The sequence below is a fragment of the Lactobacillus corticis genome (assembly GCF_018327645.1).
Taxonomy (GTDB): Bacteria; Bacillota; Bacilli; order Lactobacillales; family Lactobacillaceae; genus Lactobacillus; species Lactobacillus corticis.
Map to the genome: position 1 here is coordinate 21,069 of NZ_BMAY01000014.1, position 21,511 is coordinate 42,579.

At 42.0% G+C, this 21,511-nt stretch carries 21 protein-coding genes, 1 pseudogene and 1 riboswitch; of the genes and pseudogenes, 11 read left to right on the forward strand and 11 right to left on the reverse strand.

Going from position 1 to position 21,511, the window contains the following annotated elements; all coding sequences use genetic code 11:
- Window positions 1-25 precede the first annotated feature (25 nt).
- On the reverse strand, window positions 26-910 hold the full coding sequence (locus tag KI210_RS07735) for a LysR family transcriptional regulator (protein WP_212781307.1): 885 nt from the start codon (window positions 908-910) through the stop codon (window positions 26-28).
- Window positions 911-1,077: 167 nt separating this feature from the next.
- Here KI210_RS07735 and KI210_RS07740 point away from each other — a divergent pair, with 167 nt between their 5' ends.
- Window positions 1,078-2,709 carry a malolactic enzyme gene (locus tag KI210_RS07740; protein ID WP_212781308.1) on the forward strand — a complete coding sequence of 544 codons (1,632 nt, stop codon included), beginning with the start codon at window positions 1,078-1,080 and terminating at the stop codon, window positions 2,707-2,709.
- A gap of 19 nt (window positions 2,710-2,728) precedes the next feature.
- Window positions 2,729-3,697, forward strand: a complete 969-nt coding sequence (locus KI210_RS07745) for an AEC family transporter (RefSeq protein ID WP_212781309.1) — start codon at window positions 2,729-2,731, stop codon at window positions 3,695-3,697.
- A 51-nt stretch (window positions 3,698-3,748) separates the two neighbouring features.
- Here KI210_RS07745 and htpX read toward each other — a convergent pair.
- The 3 genes and pseudogenes from htpX to KI210_RS07760 form a co-directional block, all read right to left on the reverse strand.
- Window positions 3,749-4,655, reverse strand: a pseudogene (htpX, locus tag KI210_RS07750) (zinc metalloprotease HtpX).
- A gap of 9 nt (window positions 4,656-4,664) precedes the next feature.
- Complete coding sequence (locus tag KI210_RS07755) at window positions 4,665-5,213, reverse strand: LemA family protein (protein ID WP_212781310.1); 549 nt, start codon at window positions 5,211-5,213, stop codon at window positions 4,665-4,667.
- A gap of 113 nt (window positions 5,214-5,326) precedes the next feature.
- Window positions 5,327-6,433, reverse strand: a complete 1,107-nt coding sequence (locus KI210_RS07760; protein WP_212781311.1) for an SLC13 family permease — start codon at window positions 6,431-6,433, stop codon at window positions 5,327-5,329.
- Window positions 6,434-6,646: 213 nt separating this feature from the next.
- Here KI210_RS07760 and KI210_RS07765 point away from each other — a divergent pair, with 213 nt between their 5' ends.
- The 5 genes from KI210_RS07765 (at window position 6,647) to KI210_RS07785 (ending at window position 10,500) form a co-directional block, all read left to right on the forward strand.
- The gene (locus KI210_RS07765; protein WP_212781327.1) at window positions 6,647-7,048 is read left to right on the forward strand and encodes an iron-sulfur cluster biosynthesis family protein; all 402 of its coding nucleotides are present in this window, start codon (window positions 6,647-6,649) and stop codon (window positions 7,046-7,048) included.
- Between the two features lie 74 nt (window positions 7,049-7,122).
- Window positions 7,123-7,266 carry a hypothetical protein gene (locus tag KI210_RS07770; protein ID WP_212781312.1) on the forward strand — a complete coding sequence of 48 codons (144 nt, stop codon included), beginning with the start codon at window positions 7,123-7,125 and terminating at the stop codon, window positions 7,264-7,266.
- A 134-nt stretch (window positions 7,267-7,400) separates the two neighbouring features.
- A complete protein-coding gene (locus KI210_RS07775; RefSeq protein ID WP_281412876.1) occupies window positions 7,401-8,798 on the forward strand; it encodes a DHA2 family efflux MFS transporter permease subunit in 1,398 nt (465 codons plus the stop codon).
- A 123-nt stretch (window positions 8,799-8,921) separates the two neighbouring features.
- Window positions 8,922-9,563 (forward strand): YfbR-like 5'-deoxynucleotidase, encoded by a 642-nt coding sequence (locus KI210_RS07780; RefSeq protein ID WP_212781313.1) that lies wholly within the window; start codon window positions 8,922-8,924, stop codon window positions 9,561-9,563.
- Between the two features lies 1 nt (window position 9,564).
- A complete protein-coding gene (locus KI210_RS07785; protein ID WP_212781314.1) occupies window positions 9,565-10,500 on the forward strand; it encodes an HNH endonuclease in 936 nt (311 codons plus the stop codon).
- Window positions 10,501-10,543: 43 nt separating this feature from the next.
- Here the strand turns inward: KI210_RS07785 and KI210_RS07790 are convergent, their stop codons facing one another.
- From KI210_RS07790 to KI210_RS07820, 7 genes are all read right to left on the reverse strand, one after another.
- Entirely contained in the window at window positions 10,544-11,365 is an 822-nt protein-coding gene (locus KI210_RS07790) for a PTS system mannose/fructose/sorbose family transporter subunit IID (protein WP_371870192.1), read from the reverse strand.
- On the reverse strand, window positions 11,340-12,125 hold the full coding sequence (locus KI210_RS07795) for a PTS mannose/fructose/sorbose/N-acetylgalactosamine transporter subunit IIC (protein ID WP_212781329.1): 786 nt from the start codon (window positions 12,123-12,125) through the stop codon (window positions 11,340-11,342). Before KI210_RS07795 ends, KI210_RS07790 begins: the two co-directional genes overlap by 26 nt.
- A gap of 9 nt (window positions 12,126-12,134) precedes the next feature.
- Window positions 12,135-13,028, reverse strand: coding sequence for a PTS sugar transporter subunit IIAB (locus tag KI210_RS07800; RefSeq protein ID WP_212781316.1), 894 nt, complete (start codon window positions 13,026-13,028; stop codon window positions 12,135-12,137).
- Between the two features lie 219 nt (window positions 13,029-13,247).
- Window positions 13,248-14,003: an amino acid ABC transporter ATP-binding protein gene (locus KI210_RS07805; protein WP_212781317.1), complete on the reverse strand. Its 756-nt coding sequence runs from the start codon at window positions 14,001-14,003 to the stop codon at window positions 13,248-13,250.
- Window position 14,004: 1 nt separating this feature from the next.
- Window positions 14,005-15,591, reverse strand: coding sequence for an ABC transporter substrate-binding protein/permease (locus KI210_RS07810; RefSeq protein WP_371870193.1), 1,587 nt, complete (start codon window positions 15,589-15,591; stop codon window positions 14,005-14,007).
- A 132-nt stretch (window positions 15,592-15,723) separates the two neighbouring features.
- Window positions 15,724-15,900, reverse strand: a riboswitch (Lysine riboswitch).
- A 72-nt stretch (window positions 15,901-15,972) separates the two neighbouring features.
- Window positions 15,973-16,746: a TerC family protein gene (locus KI210_RS07815; RefSeq protein WP_212781319.1), complete on the reverse strand. Its 774-nt coding sequence runs from the start codon at window positions 16,744-16,746 to the stop codon at window positions 15,973-15,975.
- 35 nt (window positions 16,747-16,781) lie between these two features.
- Complete coding sequence (locus KI210_RS07820; RefSeq protein WP_212781320.1) at window positions 16,782-17,483, reverse strand: NAD-dependent protein deacylase; 702 nt, start codon at window positions 17,481-17,483, stop codon at window positions 16,782-16,784.
- Window positions 17,484-17,583: 100 nt separating this feature from the next.
- On the opposite strand from KI210_RS07820, the gene KI210_RS07825 reads away from it, so the two are divergent.
- The 4 genes from KI210_RS07825 to KI210_RS07840 all read left to right on the forward strand — a co-directional run bounded on the left by KI210_RS07825 (window position 17,584) and on the right by KI210_RS07840 (window position 21,302).
- Window positions 17,584-18,066 (forward strand): hypothetical protein, encoded by a 483-nt coding sequence (locus tag KI210_RS07825; RefSeq protein WP_212781321.1) that lies wholly within the window; start codon window positions 17,584-17,586, stop codon window positions 18,064-18,066.
- A 196-nt stretch (window positions 18,067-18,262) separates the two neighbouring features.
- The gene (locus KI210_RS07830) at window positions 18,263-18,589 is read left to right on the forward strand and encodes a hypothetical protein (protein WP_212781322.1); all 327 of its coding nucleotides are present in this window, start codon (window positions 18,263-18,265) and stop codon (window positions 18,587-18,589) included.
- Window positions 18,590-18,991: 402 nt separating this feature from the next.
- On the forward strand, window positions 18,992-19,918 hold the full coding sequence (gene mmuM, locus KI210_RS07835; protein WP_212781323.1) for a homocysteine S-methyltransferase: 927 nt from the start codon (window positions 18,992-18,994) through the stop codon (window positions 19,916-19,918).
- 4 nt (window positions 19,919-19,922) lie between these two features.
- Entirely contained in the window at window positions 19,923-21,302 is a 1,380-nt protein-coding gene (locus KI210_RS07840; RefSeq protein WP_212781324.1) for an amino acid permease, read from the forward strand.
- The last annotated feature ends 209 nt before the right edge of the window (window positions 21,303-21,511 follow it).

Genomic DNA, 21,511 nt, shown 5'->3' on the forward strand with positions numbered 1-21,511 from the left:
TCCAAATAGAAACTGCACCTTTTTTTCATGGCTTGCGAATAAAATCGATTGCTTTTTGGACAGCCAGACTACGGTTGCGTTCAGGATTATAAACCAGGTAAGTTTTACGAGGTTCAGGGGCTTGTTCAAGGTCCAGGGTTAGGATTTTTCCCCGGCGCAGCTGTTTTTTAGCCAGACTGGCTGGGAAAAAGCCAAAACCAAAGCCGTGCTTGACTAGTGAGAGGATTTGGTCGACCGTTTCGGTTTCAATATCCGGGTCGTAGGGGATGCCGTGTTGTAAAAAGAAGTGGGTGTAAAATTCATAACTGCTGCTGGTTTTAGTTAAGCCAATTAGGGGCAGTTTGGCTAATTCGGAAAAACTAATCTTCTTCCCGGCGTATTGGCTGAATTGAGGTCCCCCAATCAACACTTCTTGGAATTGATAGATTACTTCAGTATGAAATTCCTTGCTGGTATCTAAGGGTGCGGTAATAACCGCAAAGTCAACTTGGCCATTTTCTAGGGCGTGGTAAGTGTGCATCGTTTGGCTATTGCGAATTTTTAAATGGACGCCAGGATATTTGTTGTGAAATTTTTCAACGCGATCGAGTAAAAATAGGCGCAATGCCGTTTCACTAGCTCCGATTGCGACATTGCCAGTCTTCAAGCCTTGCATTTCGGCTAGTTCTTTTTCACCTGCAGTTAAAGCTTCATATGCGATTGCGACATGTTTATATAAGGCTTCTCCCTCAGGGGTAAGGGTAACGCCGCGGTTGGAGCGGACGAATAGCTTGCATCCAAGTTCGCTTTCAAGTCGGGTAATGCTGCGGGCGACATTGGGCTGATTGCTATAGAGAACTTCGGCGGCTTTAGAGAAGCTTTTAAAAAAAGCCGCAAAATAAAATATTTTATAGTAGTTATAAGTGGCCATTTGACTTTCACCTCTATTGCTTATTGATATGTCATATTGACACCTTAAGTGTACCATACTTGTTCTTCCGTCAGTAAAACCAGCCTTATATACTATTAAATAAAGAGCTAAGAAATAGTTCTAAAATGACATCTAAAGATATAAGTTTATGGAAAGAAGCTTTTAAGATGAAGACAGGTTACGATTTATTAAACGATCCATTTCTTAACAAAGGTACAGCCTTTACCGAAGAAGAAAGAGCTAAGTACGGCTTGGTAGGAATTCTGCCACCAACAGTAAGAACTATTGAAGAACAAGCTGAAGAAGTTTATGCCAACGTTGAAGCTAAGCCAAATGCTAGTGAAAAGCGGCACTATTTAATGAACATTTTCAGTCGTAATCGGACCTTGTTTTTCCACGTATTTAAGCAACATGTTGCTGAATTAATGCCAATTATTTATGATCCAGGCATTGCTGAAAGTATTCGTGAATACAGCAAGTTTTTAGTTACCCCACAAAATGCAGCTTACTTGTCAGTTGACCATCCAGAACAAATGGAAGCAGCAATTAAGAATGCAGCTGCTGGCCGCGACATTGATTTAATCGTAGTCACTGATGCCGAAGCTATTTTGGGAATCGGTGACTGGGGTACTAACGGCGTCAGCATCTCAATTGGTAAATTGATGGTTTACACAGGTGCTGCTGGACTTGATCCTAAGCGAGTTTTGCCAGTTGTTCTTGATGCTGGGACCAACCGTCAGGCTTTGATTGACGATAAAGGTTACGTTGGCTTGCACCACAAGCGGGTTGACGATGCAACTTACTACGCTTTTGTTGACAAGTTTGTAACTTTAGTCGAAAAGCTTTTCCCACATCTATACCTGCACTTTGAAGACTTTGGCCGGGGTCATGCTGCTAAGTTGTTAGACAGATATGTCAAGCAATACCCTGTATTCAATGATGACATTGAAGGAACAGGAATTATCTGTTTAGCCGGGATCTTGGGCGGTTTGAATATTTCAGGTGAAAAACTGGCAGACCAAACTTACATGTGCTTTGGTGCTGGTACCGCAGGTTGTGGTATTGCCAAGCGGATTTACCAAGAAATGCTGGACCAAGGCATGAGCGAAGCAGATGCACGTAGTCGTTTCTACATGGTCGACCGGCAAGGGCTTTTATTCGATGATATGGATGACTTGACTCCAGAACAAAAGCCATTTGCTCGCAAGCGTTCAGAATTTAGCAATGCTGATGAACTTACCACTTTAGAAGCTGCGGTTAAGGCCATTCACCCAACTATTTTGGTCGGTACTTCTACTAAATCAGGTGCATTTACCGAATCAATCGTCAAGGAAATGGCAGCTCACACCAAGCGTCCAATTATTTTCCCAATCAGCAACCCAACTGAATTAGCCGAAGCCACTGCTGAAGACTTAATTCGCTGGACTGATGGCCGGGCTTTAGTAGCTACGGGCGTACCATCAGCACCAGTAGAATACCAAGGCGTAAGCTACGAAATTGGTCAAGCCAACAACGCTTTGATTTACCCAGGCTTAGGCTTAGGCGTAATTGCCTCAGGTGCTAAGTTGTTAACTGATGAAATGATTTCAGTAGCTGCTCACTCAATCGGCGGAATTGTTGATCCAAATGAAGCAGGAGCAGCCGTTTTGCCACCAGTTTCAAAGCTGGACCAATTCTCAGAAACAGTTGCCTTTGCGGTTGCTGAAGAAGCAAAGAAGGAAGGGTTAAACCGCAATGAGTTCACCGATGCTAAAGCATGCGTGAAAGCAGCTAAGTGGGAACCCGTTTACCAGAAATAATTTTTGTTAGGGTGATTTTATGGACATATTATTGGAGGTACTCAAGAGCATTTTTCCAATTGTCGTAATTGTGGTGATTGGATATGTGCTAAGTCAACTGAAATGGTTTAAGGATAGTTTCGCTGGCGATATTTCAAAGCTCATCATGAAGATAGCTCTGCCGGCATCAATTTTTACCTCAGTGGTCAGTCGCTTGACAGCTTCACAACTTACTTCATTTGCAGAAGGCTTGTTGATTAGTGGAGCAGCGGTCGTAATCAGTTATTTGCTGGCATTCATTCTGGTCAAACTATTGAAGGTTAGACCAGGCAGACGGGGAATCTTTATCAATACGTTTGCCAATGCAAATACGATTTTTATCGGGATGCCGTTGAATATTGCCTTGTTCGGGTCAAAAGCCACTACCTTTTTCTTGGTATACTACGTCATTAACACGGTTTCTACTTGGGCATTTGGCGCTTTCTTAATTACTAACGATCCAATGGAAACAGCCCAAGCTAAGAAAAATAGTAGAAGGGGCATGTTAAAGAAGGTCTTTTCACCACCACTAATTGCTTTCTTAATTGCAATGGTATTTGTCTTGTTGAATATTAAGCTGCCAGATGCAATTACGACGACCACCCAATATTTAGGCAATTTGGTTACTCCACTGGCTTTGATTTATATCGGCATTGTCTTAAGTAATGCTGGTCTTAAGTCCTTGCGCATTGACCGTGATACGGCGGTAGCTTTAATAGGTAAATTTATTTTAGCTCCGGTCGCAATGATTAGCATGCTATTAGTCGTTAAGCGACTTGGGATAAATTTGCCAGCGGTTGAAAGAAGTACGTTCATCATGCAATCAGCGGTTCCGGCATTGACTGTCCTACCAGTATTAGCTAACGACGGTAAGGGCGATGTTCGTTACGCCACCAATATCGTAGCAATTAGCACAATTCTCTTTGTAGTAGTTGCTCCAATTGTAATGTTAATTATTAATGTCCTATAAACAACCAGATAAACATAAAAGCAGATATCGTTTAAAGCGATATCTGCTTTTTTACATTTGTTCTAAACGTTTAATGCGATCGGCTGTTGATGGGTGGGTTGAAAACAGACTAGCGTGCTGGCCACGGTTAAAGGGATTTTCAAAATAAAGACTAGCACTGCTGCGATCGGCCTCTTTCATCGGCTGACTATTTTCAATCTTCTGCAAGGCAGAAATTAACTCTTGCGGATTCCGCGTTAATTCTACTGAACCTGCGTCAGCCAAATACTCACGGTTACGTGATAAAGCCAGCTGCACTAAGGTGGCAGCTAATGGGCCGAGAATTATGGCAAAAAGAATTGCTACAATTCGTAAAATCATGGTAATGGGGTTGCCGCCCTCTTCCCGGTCATTATCTCGCCGGTCGCCGGGTCCAAACCACCAGATAAAGCGACTAGCAAAGCCAGAAATAAAGGAAATTACTGCTACTAAGGCAACGGCAATCGTGGAGACGCGGATATCGTAATTACGGATGTGAGAGATCTCGTGTCCTAAAACGCCTTCCAATTCTTCCCGGTTCATCATCGCTAATAGCCCCTGGGTCACCGCCACCGCACTATGTTCTGGGTCGCGTCCGGTAGCAAAAGCATTAGGACTTTGATCTGGGATAATAAACACGCGGGGCATAGGGACTTGGCCTGCTAAAGCCATATCTTCGACAATATGCCAACCAAAGCTGGGGATTATCTTTTTCATGGATTTCTTGGGCATGATTTAAACTCATCACCATGTCAGATGAGTTGCCATAGACGATAAAGAGGTAGATCACACTGGCTATTAACGCAATAATGATCCCTGATAAGGGATCATCACCAAGTAAATAACCCAGCCCCGCTCCAACTAAAGCGAGAATGATCAAGAAGACGATTAATAGCCCCCAAGTCTTTCGCTTATTACGGGCAATTTGCTGGTATAACATAATTTAATCCTAGAATTTAACCTTTGGTACTGACTTTTCTTCAGTTGGTACTTCCAAAAAGTTGATTGCACCGAAATGATGAATTTTGGCAACCAAATTGGACGGGAAAACTACAAGCTTTTGGTTGTAGATACGAACGCTTGAATTATAGAGCTGACGTGAATAAGCGATCTTATTTTCCGTATTGGTCAATTCTTCCTGCAAGCTTAAGAAGTTTTGGTTGGCTTTAAGGTCAGGGTAGGCTTCAGCTAGCGCAAAAATTGACTTTAAAGATTGCGACAATTGGTTAGAAACTTCCATTGCTTTTTCATGGTTATTGGCTGGTACTTCAGTCAGTTGGTTACGCAATTCTACCACTTGAGCAAAAGTTTCCTTTTCATGTTTAGCATAGCCTTTGGTGGTTTCAACTAAATTGGGAATTAAATCATTCCGGCGTTTAAGCTGAACATCGATTTGACTCCAAGCTTCATCAGCATTAATTTTCGCTTTTTGCAAACCGTTGTAAATGACGATATATGCGACTACGAGAATCGCAATAATAACCAGGGCAATTATCATAATTACACCTTGATCCTTTCAATTATAAGTATTGTCTTTCCCTATATTCTAATTAATTACGCAAACAAAAACAAGAACACCGAATTGCGGCGCTCTTGTAGCAATTTTCAAGCTTAAATGTTGAAGAATAATAATAGCCAGCCAATAATTGCTAAGATGATTAAACCAATTATTTGCATCAAAAGCCATTGTTTAAAGAATTTGCCTTTGCTTACGGATGCGTGCTGGTTGAAGGTTTTCATAACCAACATGTTGGCCATTGAACCGATTGGTGAACCAAACCCACCGATATTGGATCCCAAGAATAGTGCTTCAGCATATTTGGTAAACTTCCCAACTAAGATTGTCGATGGAACGTTACTCATAAACTGACTAGAAATGATTGAAGTCCAATAAGTTGACGATTCAGTGTGAACAGTCATGTTGATAATTGCTAAAACTGCTGGAATCTGCTGAATATCACTAATGAAGATAAAGAAGCAGAGAAAAGTCAGCAGCAAGGAATAGTCAATTTTCAACATAATTCTTGGTCTTATCAAGAGTGCTAGGATAACAGCAGCGATCATCGGATATTGAATGGGTACAATCCTAAACACGCCAAAAAAGAAGAAAATAAAAACGGCTGTTGTGATCAAAGTCAGTCGCCAATTAATGTCGATGTCTTCAGCTCGTTGTACTGGTACTTTAACTTTAGGAATCTTCACAAAAATAATCGCGAAGATGATCAGTGCAGCGATCAGATATGGGGTTGACCATTTGAAAAACTGATTCGCCGTGACACTAAAATGACTAACTACGAAAAGGTTATGTGGGTTACCCCATGGTGTAAAGGCAGCTCCGATATTGGCACCCATGCCGATCAAAGTTGCTGGCAGAATCTGGGGTAAATCGTATTTCTTTGCAATGTTTAAATATAATGGGATGAGTGTTAGAGCAGTGATATCATTCCCCAAAAACATCCCTGAAGCTATTGCTAAGAGGGTGAACACCACGTTCAACTTACGGGTGTCGTCCGCAATGCTTGTCAGTTTATATGCGATAACATCCAAGACGTGCAGATAAGAATATATCTGGATCAGCGTCAGCATTGCGGCCACTGAATATAACGTATGGAAGTTGATGTCTCCTATGCGGGGCCTCGCAAAGAATAAACTGATAATCGTGATTACTACGGTAATCTGCAGAATCCGATCTTTAGCAATATTTTTTAAGACGGTCATTAAGGGTCCCCCTTACTGTGATAATCGCCTAAAAACCCTAACTTCCATTTTAAGGTTTTTCTGGCAATGCTTGCAATAGTAAATTTCAGAAAACTTAGGGTTAATTGCAAGCAAAAAAATTTACACGGTGTAAAGATGAGAGTATAGTAAGCACTAACAAAAAGTAAATGACATATAACATTATCATCTCAATAGAAGGGACGAGTATTTATGATTGAAACTAAGACGATTTCGATGAACATCAAGCCAGAGGCTGCTGACATCATTAAGAAGCGTATCCATGGCGACAAGGTAGTCTTGCTCGCTTTGAATGATGGTTCAAACAAGTACTCCAAGATGGGTGGTACTTGTACGATTGGGGCTAACTTCCAATTTGTTATTTTGGATGCCAAGGACCCAGAATACACCATTAAGATCGATAATAATGCCGGTTTAAACTTATGGACCGCTGAACCTGAAATGGGCTTTTTGAGCGATAACTTGGTAATTAATGCCAGAAACGCGGTAATGAGCTTGTCTGATGATAGCGGGATTATTGATGGCGCCGTTTCAATTGCTGAATATGCCCCAGAAGAATTGACTGCTAAAGACTTGAAGGAAGGCAAGACCTGCTAAAGGCTCTTGCGCCTAGCGTATAGACGTGGTAAACTAATATAGATTTTCGAAAATCTGAAAGGAAGTATAGATCTATGCGTAAAGGCGAAAACTACAATACTGGTTGTGAACCAAACCAAAGACCTAAGAACAAGCGCAATGCTAAAGCTCGTGTACGTCACGCTGCTGAAGTTGTTGCTTTCTTGAACGGTAAGGCTACACAAGACGAAAACAAGTAGTATTTAATACGAACTAAAAGCTAAGGTTGATGCCTTAGCTTTTTTCTATCCCTAAAAATTACTTACGAGAAAAAAATATTTGTGGTACTCTGATCAACGACTCAAAAAATTGGATTTGTTGAAAGGAGAATTTTTTGACTTTAAAAGACGAAAAGGATAAAATTGCGCATCCGTGGTTAGCACTTTTACCATTAATGTTGGGTGCATTTGTGGGAATGTTGTCAGAAACGTCACTAAACATTGCCTTGCCACAATTGATGAAGGCCTTTGAGGTCTCGACCGGGACCATGCAGTGGATGGTAACGGGTTATATGCTGGTGATTGGGATTGTCTTACCCTTATCAAGTTTGTTGACCAAGTGGTTCTCAACTAAGAAGTTGGTAATCTTTGGTTTATCTGCTTTCTTGGTTGGAGCAATTATCTCAGCCCTTGCTCCAGTCTTTAGTGTCTTGTTAATTGGGAGAATGATTCAAGGGATTGGTACCGGGATCATCCTGCCATTAATGTTCACTGTAGCCATGCGGATTTTCCCTCCTTATAAGTTAGGGACCGTCATGGGGGCCTGTGCCATGGTGATTATGCTGGCTCCAGCTATTGGCCCGACTTTAACCGGGATCATCCTGGGAGCATTGTCCTGGAACTGGATCTTTTGGTGCTTTGTACCGGTTTTGGTCGTTGCCCTTATTTTTGCAATTACTTCCATTAAAAGTACGAATGAGCTTACTAAGCCGGTTGTTGATGTGCCGTCCATTATTGAATCAGTAGTTGGCTTTGCAGCGATTGTTAGTGGCGTTAGCTTGATTGCTGATATGGGTTTTTCACCATTAGTTATCATCTTATTGATAGTAGGAATAGTGGTCGTGGGATTGTATGTCCGGCGCCAAATTACTTTAGAAAATCCTATCTTGAATTTAAAGATCTTTAGCGTTGAAGCCTTTAGAGTAGGTGCCTTGATTGTAATGGTTGACTTTGGAATTATCTTGTCAGCCATGTACTTATTACCCCAATACATCCAAAGCGGTCGTTTATTAGCAGTTGCTTTAACTGGGATCATTATGCTTCCTGGTGGAATTATCAACGCCATTACTTCGGCTTTTGCTGGTCGGATCTACGATAGCATTGGGGCTAGAAAACCAGCCATGATTGGCTTTGTCTTGGCCTTCATTGGGGTTTTGATGTTCATCTTTGTTTCCACTAAGACGCCAGTTTGGTACATTATTTTAGCTCATGTGATCTTGATGATTGGTTGTTCTTTGGCAATGTCACCATCACAAACTTATGCTTTGAACGCAATTCAAGGCCGGGCTAGTGCTGACGGAAGCACGATTATGAACACCTTGCAGCAGATTGTCGGAGCAATTAGTACGGCTATTGCGACGATTTTGTTGTCTTTAGGACAAAATATGGCTCATGCTGCTAATTCAGCAGATCGGTTTACTAAGGGAACCCACTTTGGTTTTCATTTCACCTTAGTCTTGGTAATTGTTGGTTTCTTGTTGAGCTTGGCAATTAAAAAAGACGATAACGAATAAAATTAACATGATTATGATTAGGGATGCAGGCAGTTGTCTGCATCTTTTTGTTTGCAAAAATCTTGTTTCTTTGGTAACATAGTAAAAATTTTTAAACTTTTTTGTTAGGGAGGACATGAAAATATGGGATTAAATGCATACATTCAAGGTTTTAACAGTCTGGAATCAATCGATCGAGCTCCAGGCTACTTTAAATATCAACATCATTCAGTAGCTGCACACTGTTTTCGGACGGCCGAATTGGCACAAATGATGGGCGACATTGAAGAAGTTAAAGGTAAGCAAAAGATTAATTGGAAGGCTCTCTACGAAAAGAGTTTAAATCACGATTACACCGAACGCTTTATTGGCGACATTAAAACACCAGTCAAATACGCCACTCCACAGCTGCGTAAGCAGATCGGCGAAGTCGAAGAGACGATGACCAACAAGTTTATCAAAGATGAGATTCCGCAAGAATTTCAAGAAATCTATATTAAACGGTTAGCTGAAGCCAAAGATAGTACCTTGGAAGGCAAAATTTTGTCAGTTTGCGATAAGCTAGACTTATTATATGAAGCATATGGTGAAATTGAATTGGGCAATCCTAATCCGGTTTACATGCAGATGTTCCGGGAAAGCTTAGAGACGATCAAGCAGTTTGACGACTTAGTTTGCGTAAAATACTTCATTAAACATATATTGCCTGATTTATTCGAAGGTGATTTTGTGGGCAAAGACAAAATGCAACGAATTGCCTTCAGTATTTTATTGATGGAGGACTAAATTGAAATTTCAATGTCCCAGCTGCGGTTTGCGGATAAATGGACAGCATTTTAAAGAAGCCGGCCTGCTTAATCCCAAGCTGGCAAGTATTTGCAACTTTTGCCGGGCGCGGGGGCTGGTGGCGGCAAGCTACGCTAATAGTGCCGTGGAAGTAGCGGCTAAAGGGATGCTTTATAGCTTTGACGGAAAGAGCGAGCAGAGTTTAAGTCTAGCAGAAAAGACCCAGCCGGCGACTTATCTGGTAGCTGACAAGCGCCAACGCAAGCAGCTTGAGGCTTTTTTGCAGGACTTTGATACTAATTCTTTGGTCCGCCAGCAAGTGGCTGCCAAAGATTTGGAACAGGCCATCATCAGTTGTGAAGATGGCAGTTTGCCCATGCCGGACCAAGGACGAGAATTTTCTGAAAATCTGACGCAACTGGGCTTGCAGGTCAATTTCCAACTGAATGAGGTTGATTATATCGACCGTGAACGGATTAGAGCCAAGTATCATTACCGCTGCCAGTATTGCGGACGTTATGGGCGCAGTGTCGACCACAAGGATCCGGTATCTTTGTCGCATAATAATAAGCTGGATAATTTGATCTTGGCATGCAGCGAGTGCAATCGCATCAAGTCCAACATGCCCTATGACTTGTTCGTGAAACTGAATGATGAACTTAAGCCAGTAAATGCTAAATTAGTTAAATACGAAAATACGCTGGGAACACTCAAACAAGAATTTCAAACCCGCAAGCGAGACTTAGCTGGGCAAGTCCATCTGAAAGGGGTCGTTAATGATCCGGAACTGGCTGCGATGCGTAAAACCAATAAGAGTCTGCAGGATACCATTGATAGTCTGCAGGCTGATTATGATGCCTTGCGCCAAGCACGAGAAGCTTATTTTGCATCTGGCTGGAAGCTACATGAGGCTGGGCAAAATCCTGATATAATTTAATAATCAAAAACCAGACCTGCTAGTTTAGCAAGCCTGGTTTTTTTCATACGCCTAAAATGTTGAAATAACTCAACACAATTCCTAATACCAAAACGAATAAGATAACCTTAGTAGAGGTTACTTTCTTTTTGCCGAGCAGCCAGTAAACAAATGCTACAAGCAAGACTGGTACCAGCGAAGGCATGATTTCGTTTAAAACGCTCTGCAGCTTTAAGGTAACCTTACCGGTTTGGAAAACTAATGGCACATTTACGGTAACCACAGTGGGAATTAAGGCTCCGACTACGGTCAACCCCAGCAAAATTGCAGACTGGGTAATCAAATTAAGTTTGCCTTCAGCAGAGTCGATTAACTTTTCTCCTTGATAGTATCCTAAAGGCAACAGTGAAAAACGGAGGAAGAAGATCAGCAAGTTGACGGCAATCCACATCAAAGCCCCAATTGGACTGCCTTTAAGCCCCATATATGCGCCGATAGAACCAAAAACAGTAGGGATGATAACGCCAAAAATCGTATCGCCCACACTGGCTAGTGGTCCCATCAAACCGGTTTTCAGTCCGGCAACAGTGTCCTTAGCAGCATAGCCTTGGTGATTTTCAATCGCTAAGTCCATCCCGATGATAAACGGACCGGTGAAGGCATTAGTATTAAAGAACTGGTCATGCATCCGCATCATTTCTACTAATTCATCATCATGATAGAAACGTTGCAAGAAAGGCAGGACGGTGTAGAAGTAGCCTGGGGCCATCATCTTTTCATAGTTCCAGGATAATTGGCTGGCCCACAACCAGCGCCAGTTTGCCCTAAAAAGATCGTGTTTGGTTAAACTCTTGTTTTCACTAGTTTTCATATTCACCCTCCGCATTTTCGTATTCGCTAACTGCTGCTTTTGGTTGGGCTTCACTTTGACGTTGATAGTTGATCAGCGCTAAAGCTAGTCCTAACAAGGCTACTCCCAGCATTGGAATCTTCAGGTAAGCTGCTGCAACAAAGCCGATAATTAAATAAGAAAGGTATTTCTTGGTTGGAAGATAGCGAAGCAAGATTGCGATACCCACAACTGGCAAAATTTTGCCGGAAACTTTTAACCCATTAGTCAACCAAACGGGAATAGCATTCAAAATGGCTTTAACAATGCTGTTGCCGACAAGTAACAGTAAGAATACGGGGATTGCCCGTGAAAAGCCCCAAGAGAAAATCCCCAACCAGGCATTGCGACCGGCTGATTTGGGGTTATTTTCGTTGATGAAGCGTTCACCGCGTTTTTGGAAGAAGGTGTTAGCCAAACGTGCTAGGACATCAAGCTGTACCATCAATAAACCAACCGGTACTGCTAAGCCAATTGCAAATTGAGTACCTTTTCCAGCAAGTACGGCATAAACCGTCCCGACAATCGCTCCGGTCATATAGTCAGGCATGCTGGCACCGCCGTAAGTGCTGACTCCTAATACCATTAATTGCAATGTTGCGCCGACGATCAAGCCGGTTTTGATATCGCCCATGATGAGGCCACTAATCATTCCAATACAGAGGGGATTGTTAACCCAATAAACGGTCAGCTGGTCGATAATCATCCAAAAGGCCAAGGCTGATAATAAAATTATTTGCCACCAAGTAATCATGATGCATCCTTTCTATTTTTGCAGCATAGGCATAAAGTCTGCTGCTGGTTCGGTAGGAACCATTTGGTGATAAAGCTTAAGTCCGTGTTGCGCTAAGTATTCAAAATCGCTGATATCTTGTTTGGTTACTGCGACGCTTTTAGCAACCTGCTTGGAATCGTCCTTAGTTGACATATTGCCAACATTGATTGCCGGTAAATCAACGCCGTAATCCAGCAATTGGCGGAGGACGCCAGGATTTTTAACCAGCAATAAGACCCGCTGCTGCCGGTATTTTCCTTCGTTAATCCGTTTGGCTGCGCCTTTTGCAGTTAAAATGCTGAGGTGAACATTAGCAGGACAGGCTGTTTTTAGCGCGGTCTTTTGGATTGGGCTCTTGACGATTTGATCATCAACTACCATCAAACGGGTTAATTGCAGCCGGTTGGTCCACATGGTCGCAACTTGGCCATGGATTAAACGTTCATCAATCCGAATATTTAAGGCGCCAGCAGTTGTAGTATTTTCTTTTTGATTGTTTTCCTTTTGCTTTGGTGCAGCTGGTTGATCTCCTAAAAGACCCGAAGTTTCGGCACTCTCCTTAAATGCTTCAGCAAAACTCAACCCGGTAGCCAGCCCTAACAGGACGGAAAATGAAAGTCCGGTGTAGATTTTGACTTCTGGATGAGCTTTTTGAAAACGCAAGGCGGTATTTGATGGAGTTCCGCCTTTGAAATCGACCAAGATGGTTGGCATGGCTGAAAATTCAGTGGCCGTTTTTGCAATTTCGGCTAGCAGATCATCTTGATTCATGGTTTGCTTAAATTCAATTGCCCTGACATTAGCTAGCGGACCCACTATCATCTCGCAGCTCTCTAGGGTAGCACGGGCATAACTGCCATGACTGATAAGTAATAGATTCTCCATGATTCCCTCCTGAAAAACTACGAGGATTATTATAGACTAAGAATTATACCAATTAAAGAAAATATCGAATGTAAACGCTTATAATAGGATATTTGTAGTATATACCAATGTCTAGACCGGTAATTTGAAATTGCTTTTTATTTTGCTGTTTGCCAAAAATGCCTATTTTTTATCAAGCCTAAATGAAAAAGTCCTCGGAGTGCTCCGAGGACTTTGTTTTCATAAAGAATTTGCGCGGAAGTTGCGCAAGAATTTTTGCAATTTTTCGTTTTGTGGATGGTTGAAGATTTGATCCGGTTCACCAGCTTCAGTGATAATCCCATCAGCTACAAACAATACCTGGTCTGAGATATCTCTAGCAAAAGCCATTTCGTGGGTAACGATAATCATGGTTAAACCAGTCGTAGCCAGCTTTTTCATAACTTCCAAAACTTCGCCGACCATTTCCGGGTCGAGGGCACTGGTTGGTTCATCGAACAAGAGGACTTCAGGGTCCATTGAAATCGCTCTGGCGATTGCTACCCGTTGTTGCTGACCTCCGGATAACTGGCTAGGCTTAGCCTTAATGAATGGCTCCATGCCAACCTTTTTCAAGTTTTCCAAAGCAATCTTCTTAGCTTCATCTTTGGATCGCTTTAAAACTAGTTCTTGACCAACCATGCAGTTGCTCAAGACGTCTAAGTTGTTAAAGAGGTTGAATTGCTGGAAGACCATGCCGACCTTTGCCCGGTAGTCATTCAAGTCATAGCCGGGAGCGAGGATGTTTTCGCCGTGAAAATCAATTTCACCGCCGGTTGGCTGCTCTAAAAGGTTGATACAACGCAAGGTAGTTGACTTACCGCCACCGGAAGGGCCGATGATGGTGACAATTTCGCCCTTGTTAATGTCGACATTGATATCCTTAAGCACTTGGTGATCGCCGTAAGCTTTTTGCATGTGCTTAAGGCTGATAATTGTTTGATTTGTTTCTGTCATCTTATTTTACCTCGTCTTCAGGATTGCCTACTTGGATTTGGTTGGCCATTAAGTTGTAGTTCTTTGGACCAGCCAGCTTCTTTTCAATCAAGTTGAAGATCCGGGTAATGGTAAAGGTCAGGATCAAGTAGATGACTGAAATTATGAAGTAGGTTGGGAAGAATTCGAAGGTTTGACTAGCAACCGTAGAACCTACAAAGAACAATTCAGATACAGAAATGATGCTCAATACGGAAGTATCCTTGATGTTAACGATAAATTCGTTAGTAATTGAAGGTAAGCAGTTCCGAATTGCCTGTGGCAGAATGATATGCCACATCCGTTGGTTGTGCGTCATCCCTAAGGCACTGGCAGCTTCAAACTGACCTTCTGGAGTAGAGATGATCCCGCCCCGGATAACTTCGGCCAAATATGCCCCGGTATTAATAGAAACAATAACCAAAGCAGCTACCGTGCGGTTTAAGTTGATGTGCCACAATTGGGCAATCCCGTAGTAAATTACGGCCGCTTGCACCATCATTGGAGTGCCACGAAAGACTTCGACATAAACGGCCAAAAGCCAGTTGACAACTTTTAAGAAGGCCTTTTTACCAGCAGTCGTTGGAGTAGGAATTGTCCGAATAATTCCGACTACCAAACCAATAAAGAAACCGGCAATCGTACCGACTAAGGCCAAAAGCAAGGTCATGCCGACACCGCCCAGGATCATGTTGCCGTATTGCTTCCAAGTCTTAACCAGCCATGGCTGCGACTTCTCGGCTGAAGTTTGGGACGAACCAGCCTTAGGCTGCTGCTTAACCGCAGTGGCCATTAACTGATTACGCTTCTTGGTCGAAATTGTCGCTAAGGCCTGGTTGACTTGAGCTAAGAGCTTGGTGTTAGACTTTTTAACCCCGATTGAGGTAATTGAGTCACTCTTTGAAACCTTGAAGCCCTTCATCTTGCTGATGTTGATGGCGGTAATATTTCTGTTAACCCGCTTGTAGCTTAAGTATTCAATATCTTCGGCAACATAACCGTCGATTGTGCCAGATTGCAGACTTTGACGCATAGCAGAGAAGTCCTTCATGGCATTTTCTCTGACTGCACCCTTTAATTGCTTGATTAAGTTGTAGTGCAGCGTCCCTTGTTGCGCGGTCAGCTTTGCTCCCTTGAAACTGTTCAAGGTCTTGGCTTTAGCATACTTGCTGTCCTTGTTGACAATTACCACGAATGAACTCTTACGGTAAGGGTTTGAGAAGTTGATTTGCTTGCGCCGTTCAGCTGTTGGCGACATTCCGGCAATGATCAAGTCGATCTTACCAGAAGTCAAGGCTGGCAATAGCCCATCCCATTCAGTCTTTTCGACAACGACATTTTTATGAAGATACTTACCAATGAGCTTAGCAATTTGCACATCGTACCCATTAGCGTATTGCTTTGAGCCGTCGATCTTGACAGCGCCGTTAGCACTGGTTGTTTGGGTCCAGTTGTATGGCGGGTAGTTAGCTTCCATTCCGATCTTTAACGTGCCGGAATCACTGGCAGCTTCAACTTGCGACTGATTATTAGTCAAGCCCAACACCATTAGCAGGGTAAAGAGAGCCATGACTGCAATCATGCGAATTTTTGACTTCACTTTGAAATCCTCCAATATATCATTTCAAGAAAAGCCCAAACAATAAAGCGTAAAAAAACCTCGTCGCAAATTGCAACGAGGATAATCATCAGTAGTAGTACCAAATCATATAGCGCTCCCTGGGGACTAACCAGGACAGTCTGCAGAATATGCTCCTGCAGCCCAGCAGCCGACTTCCACGAAGAAGCAAGCCGCTTCGGCAACCCAGCCTCAACTTGATCTTCACCGCATTCGTGTGCTCCAATCAAGTTAGTTCTGGTTGCGACCTCTATTGCATTGGGATATTTATTTAACTGAAAAACAGATTAAATGAATTTTGCTTTTTTGTCAAGAAAAAGCCTCAAGAAGCTGCTATTTTTTCAAAGTCTTGTGACCATGATGCTTAACGCGAACGTAATGGAAAATGATGGTAAGCGCTAAAATGCCAAAAACAAAGGCAGCAAACCAGCTGTTTGGCACTTCATAATCCAGCGGCGGCAAGGAAAGAGCTAATTTGATGGCAATTACGCCAATTAAGACGTAAGCCATGGTCTGCAGTTCTGGAATAACTTCCATTAACTTGATAATTACTTCGGCCACGCCCCGCATGCAGAGGATTCCGATCATTCCGCCAAGCAAGACCACTACTGGATTGCTGGAGACCGCCAATGCAGCTAAGACAGAGTCAATGGAGAAAACAATATCCATTGCTTCAATTGAAATAACCGTACGCCAGAATAATGAAAGAATATGCTTTTTATTCTTTTTCTGTTTATGGTGTTCCTTGTGCTTTTTTTGAGCTGCTTGGGGGTGGCGTTGATCCCAGAAATATTTAACTGCCAAATAAAATAGGTAAAGACTGCCAGCTAGTTTTATTTCCCAGAAATTAATCAGGTAAGTTCCAATTCCGATGACAATAAAGCGAAAAATATAGGCTCCCCACAAGCCGTAAAAGAGTGACTTGCGCTGTTCATCTTTGTCGGGCAGAGATTGGGTCTGGGCGGCTAATACTACGGCATTGTCAACGGACAAGAGGCATTCCATTAAGATCAGGGTTAGGATAATCATCCAGTCGCTGGCACTGGTTAACACATGTTCCCAGTTGCTGAGACTGAAGAATGGGGCATAAAGTTTTAAAATATTCATATCGATCCTTCTTTAAAAAGTGTACGATATGTAATCTAACGTAATGCCCCAAAGACGTCAAGGGCATCACCAATGATACTGTTAACCCCACGGGCAGCAATTTCAGTCTTATTAACTGCCCAAATCTTGGCATTTGGCCGGCGGTAAGCTAGCAGCTGGGCAAAGGGGTAAACCACAAAGCTGGTTCCGCAAATGATTACCAAATCACTAGCCTGCATGGCAGCAACGGAAGCTTGCAATACTTGACTGTCAATTTCTTCACCATAGAGGACGATCCCTGGTCGCACAACTCCGCCGCAATTTTTATGATAAGGGCTGGCCGCGTAGTCTTCGTAGCTGACTGGCTGCTGGCATTTAGTACAGTAGATATTATAGAGGTTGCCATGAAATTCCGTGACATGGGGATTGCCGGCTTTTGTGTCTAAAGTGTCCACATTTTGGGTAATGAGGCTGCCTTTTTCTTGGCAAATCTGAGCCATCTTTTGGTGAATCGGGTTTGGCTTGGCATCAGGAAAGTACATATTTTTCATCACGAATTCGTGGAAAAATTCTGGCCGCTGATGCAAGGTCTCGCTGCTTAAGATGGTCTCCGGGCTTTCGCTTACGCCGTTGTAAATTCCGTTTTTTGACCGGTAGTCGGGGATGCCGGAGTGAGTTGAAACGCCCGCTCCGGTTAAAAAGACAATATGCTTAGCCTGATCGATATCGGTTTGCAATTCAGTAATTTTCTGGTCCATAAAGCCCTCCTAAATGAAAAACAACTGCTAGGTATCACTACAATTATAGTTCTTTAGTTTGCTATAATAGTAATAACTTAACTACGAAAGGACGATCAGGATGAATTTTGATAACCAAATAAACTTGGTAATAGTCTTACTGATGGCGATTTATGCTTGCTACAGCTGGTATTGGCAGGCAATCGTTGAATATCGCGCCCAGTATCGCTACTCTGGCATAGTATGGACCTTTATTTTTATTTGGCTTCTGTACCCGATGGCTGAGTCAGGAGGTAAGATTATTGTCATTTTCCTGGCACTCTTTATCCTGATCGGAGTAGTCGACGGCTTTAGCGGATTTGCGAAAAAACGGGTGGTCTTGTCTGGCTATTTTAAACGGACTTTGCCATTCGAACGAATTCAACAGGTAACGGTTTTAAATGTGCCTAATCCTGTTAAGCCGCAAGTTGTCTGCATCTTTAAAGCCGACCGGCAGCGCAGCTACATGCTGAAGTTTATGGGAACTTTAAGTGATGTGCTGGGACAGCTAAAAACCCATTTAAACGATGGAGTTGAGATTGAAGTTCAGACTCCAATGGAATAGAAACAAGCGCTTTGACAGTAGTCGAGGCGTTTTTTGATGCACTTAGTATTTTGATCTAACCAAAGAAAAATATAAGCATTAGCTTTAAACGAATAGGATAGGAGCCTGTTGTCAACGGTATGAGGGATGTTTATGCATTGAATTTATATTAGCAAACGCTTACAATATAATTGGCTTGAGTAGGAAGGAGAAGAAAATGAAGAAGAAACTTAACATTGCATTGCTAGTACTTGGAATATTCTCGACATTATTTTTGCTAATTCAAGTTTTGCCAGGAACACAATATATTTATAGTAAAAAAGACATAATAATTATAGTTTCAGGTATTGCTGAAGTAGTACTGGTATTAGCTCTACCAATCTTGTCATATTTTCCAAATTTGCGCCTAGTTACAATAGTGTTAGCTATAATTCTGATGGCTATCCTGATTTATTATTGGGGGGTGACATGGTATGCAGAATCAATTTATTATTCCGTCTATGCTTTAATATTCATTGGATTTAACTTGTACTATAAATCTTGAACTTAATTAAATATGTAAAAACTGCTGATGTGTACTTCAAGCCATCAGCAGTTTTTATTTCATAGTTTTTGAAAATTCTGGCTTGACAGATAAAAAGCTTAAGTGTATCATGATGAATAAATAATTAAAAGATTTTAAAAAGCAGAGTAATTAATTACCACTTTCTTCAGAGAATCGTGATTGGTGTGAAGCGACGTTAGCGGGATTAGTGAACATGGGCTTGAAATAATCGGTGCTGGTGATATTTAGCTGGCAACGGAGTTGTGACCCGTTAACAATCACAGACTATGAATTTGTAGTCGTTGAGGTTTAGCGCGTAAGCGTTAAGCAAAAAAAGGTGGTAACACGAAGCATTCGTCCTTTTCTGGGCGAGTGCTTTTTTATTTTTAGCGAGGAAAAAGTATGAGTTTATTGACAAAGGCAAAGGCCGGTATTGTTTTAGATGGCGCAATGTCTGATGAATTAGAGCGTCAAGGGGTTGAAACTAATAACAAGTTATGGACAGCAACCGCCTTGATTGATCAATTAGATAAGGTTTATCAAGCTCACAGCGACTACTTTAATGCTGGGGCGGAATTGGTAATTACTGATACTTATCAAGCAAATGTGCAGGCTTTTATTCAGGCGGGTTATAGTCGAACAGAAGCGGAAACATTTATTCGAAATGCAGTTAAAATCGCTAAAAAAGCTCGGGATGATTATGCTGCCAAAACTGGTAAACACAATTATGTGGCAGCTACAATTGGTTCTTATGGTGCGTATTTAGCTGATGGTAATGAATATCGAGGCGATTATGATTTATCAGAATCCGAATACCTTGATTTTCATTTGCCCCGACTGAAGCTAGTTTTGGAAGAACAGCCGGATCTGATTGCTTTAGAAACTCAGCCTAAATTGACTGAACCGCTAGCGGTGCTTAACTGGTTAAAACAGCATCACCCTAATATCCCTGTCTATGTCAGCTTTACTTTAAAAGACGGTCAGACTATTAGTGACGGCACGACAATAGCAGATGCAGCTAGAGCAGTTGACCAATATTCGCAAGTTTTTGCAATTGGTATTAATTGTACTAGCCCATTACTAGTGAGTCCTGCTCTAAAAGAATTTAGCAAGTATACCCAGCTTCCGTTGGTTGTCTACCCCAATCTAGGTGGATCATATGATCCTGAAATCAAAGAGTGGCGGGTATTTGATCAAAAATTTGATTTTGCCAAACTAACCCGCCAGTGGTACCAGTTGGGTGCCAGATTAATCGGTGGATGTTGTACAACCGGTCCAACTGAGATTAAACAAATTAGTCAAACGCTAACTGAACTTAAAAAGGATTGAAAAGATGGCACATCAAACACATTTAAACCGAAAGATGAAAACCAGACATATCAGAATGATTTCTCTTGGCGGCGTGATTGGTACGGGCTTGTTCCTAAGTTCTGGCTATACTATCCACGAAGCAGGTCCTTTAGGCACGGTTGTTGCTTATTTGGTGGGAGCGGTAATTGTTTTTGCAGTTATGTTTTGTTTGGGTGAACTTTCTGTCGCCATGCCATATACCGGCTCGTTTCACTACTACGCTAAAAAGTATATTGGTCCGTCGACTGGTTTCGTGGTCGCTATTTTGTACTGGCTTACTTGGACAATTGCTCTGGGATCTGAATTTACGGCGGCGGGATTAATCATGAAAAAATGGTTTCCTAGCACCCCCGTTTGGATTTGGAGCTTGGCTTGCATGCTGTTGATTTTTATTAGTAATTATTTTTCTGTGCGAGTTTTTGCAGAAAGCGAATTTTGGTTTTCTGCCATAAAAGTTTTTGCGATCGTAGCTTTTATTGTCTTGGGCTTTTTGGCAATCATTGGGGTAATACCAGTAAAAGGCTATCAGCATGCGCCGGGACTGGCTAACTTTTATAAAAATGGTTGGTTTCCCAACGGCTGGTACGGCATTTTTACCACCATGCTGACTGTCAATTTTGCTTTTTCAGGGACTGAATTAATTGGCATCACAGCGGGTGAAGCGGAGGACCCCCAAAAAGCTATCCCGGAAGCTATTAGAACGACTCTTTGGCGACTAGTTATTTTCTTTATTGGCAGTATTGTGGTTATGGCTGCCTTAATTCCTTACAAAACAGCTGGGGTCACGCAAAGTCCGTTTGTTTACGTGCTGGAGCAAATCAACATTCCTTTTGCCGCTGATATTATGAATTTTGTGGTCTTGACTGCTATTATTTCAGCAGCTAATTCCGGTCTATATGCTTCAACTAGAATGTTATGGTCACTCAGCAATGAAGGTACTATTCCTAAAGTTTTTCAAAAAACTAACAAAAATGGTGTTCCGACCCTGGCCCTGATTGCCAGTATGCTTGGCGGAATTCTTGCCTTAGTTTCCAGCAAAGTCGCTGCCGACACAGTATACTTGGTGCTGGTGTCAATTTCCGGTTTAGCAGTGGTTATCGTGTGGATGGCTATTGCAGTAGCTGAATTGAATTTCCGAAAAAATTTTATCAAAGAAGGTCATCAATTAAGTGAACTGAAATATCGCACGCCTTGGTATCCGGTAGTTCCGTATTTTGCGTTTTTTTCTAGCTTATTGTCTTGTTTGCTGATCTGGTTTGATCCAACTCAGCGGGTGGCACTGTACTATACAATTCCATTTGTGGCATTGTGCTATTTATTGCACTATATTTGGAGGAAAAACGGCAAAATTGAGACAGATTAAATATGTAAAAACTGCTGATGTGTACTTCAAACCATCAGCAGTTTTTATTTGATTTTAGTATGCATATTGCGTATGGAAACATACTTAATTATTAATTTCGCCGATTGTAAAATCAAATTGAACACTTTAGAAAAATAAAAAAGTCCATTTGGACCTGTTTGATAGAATGTTAATGACCACAAAAACATCTATTGGAGGTCACAAATGGA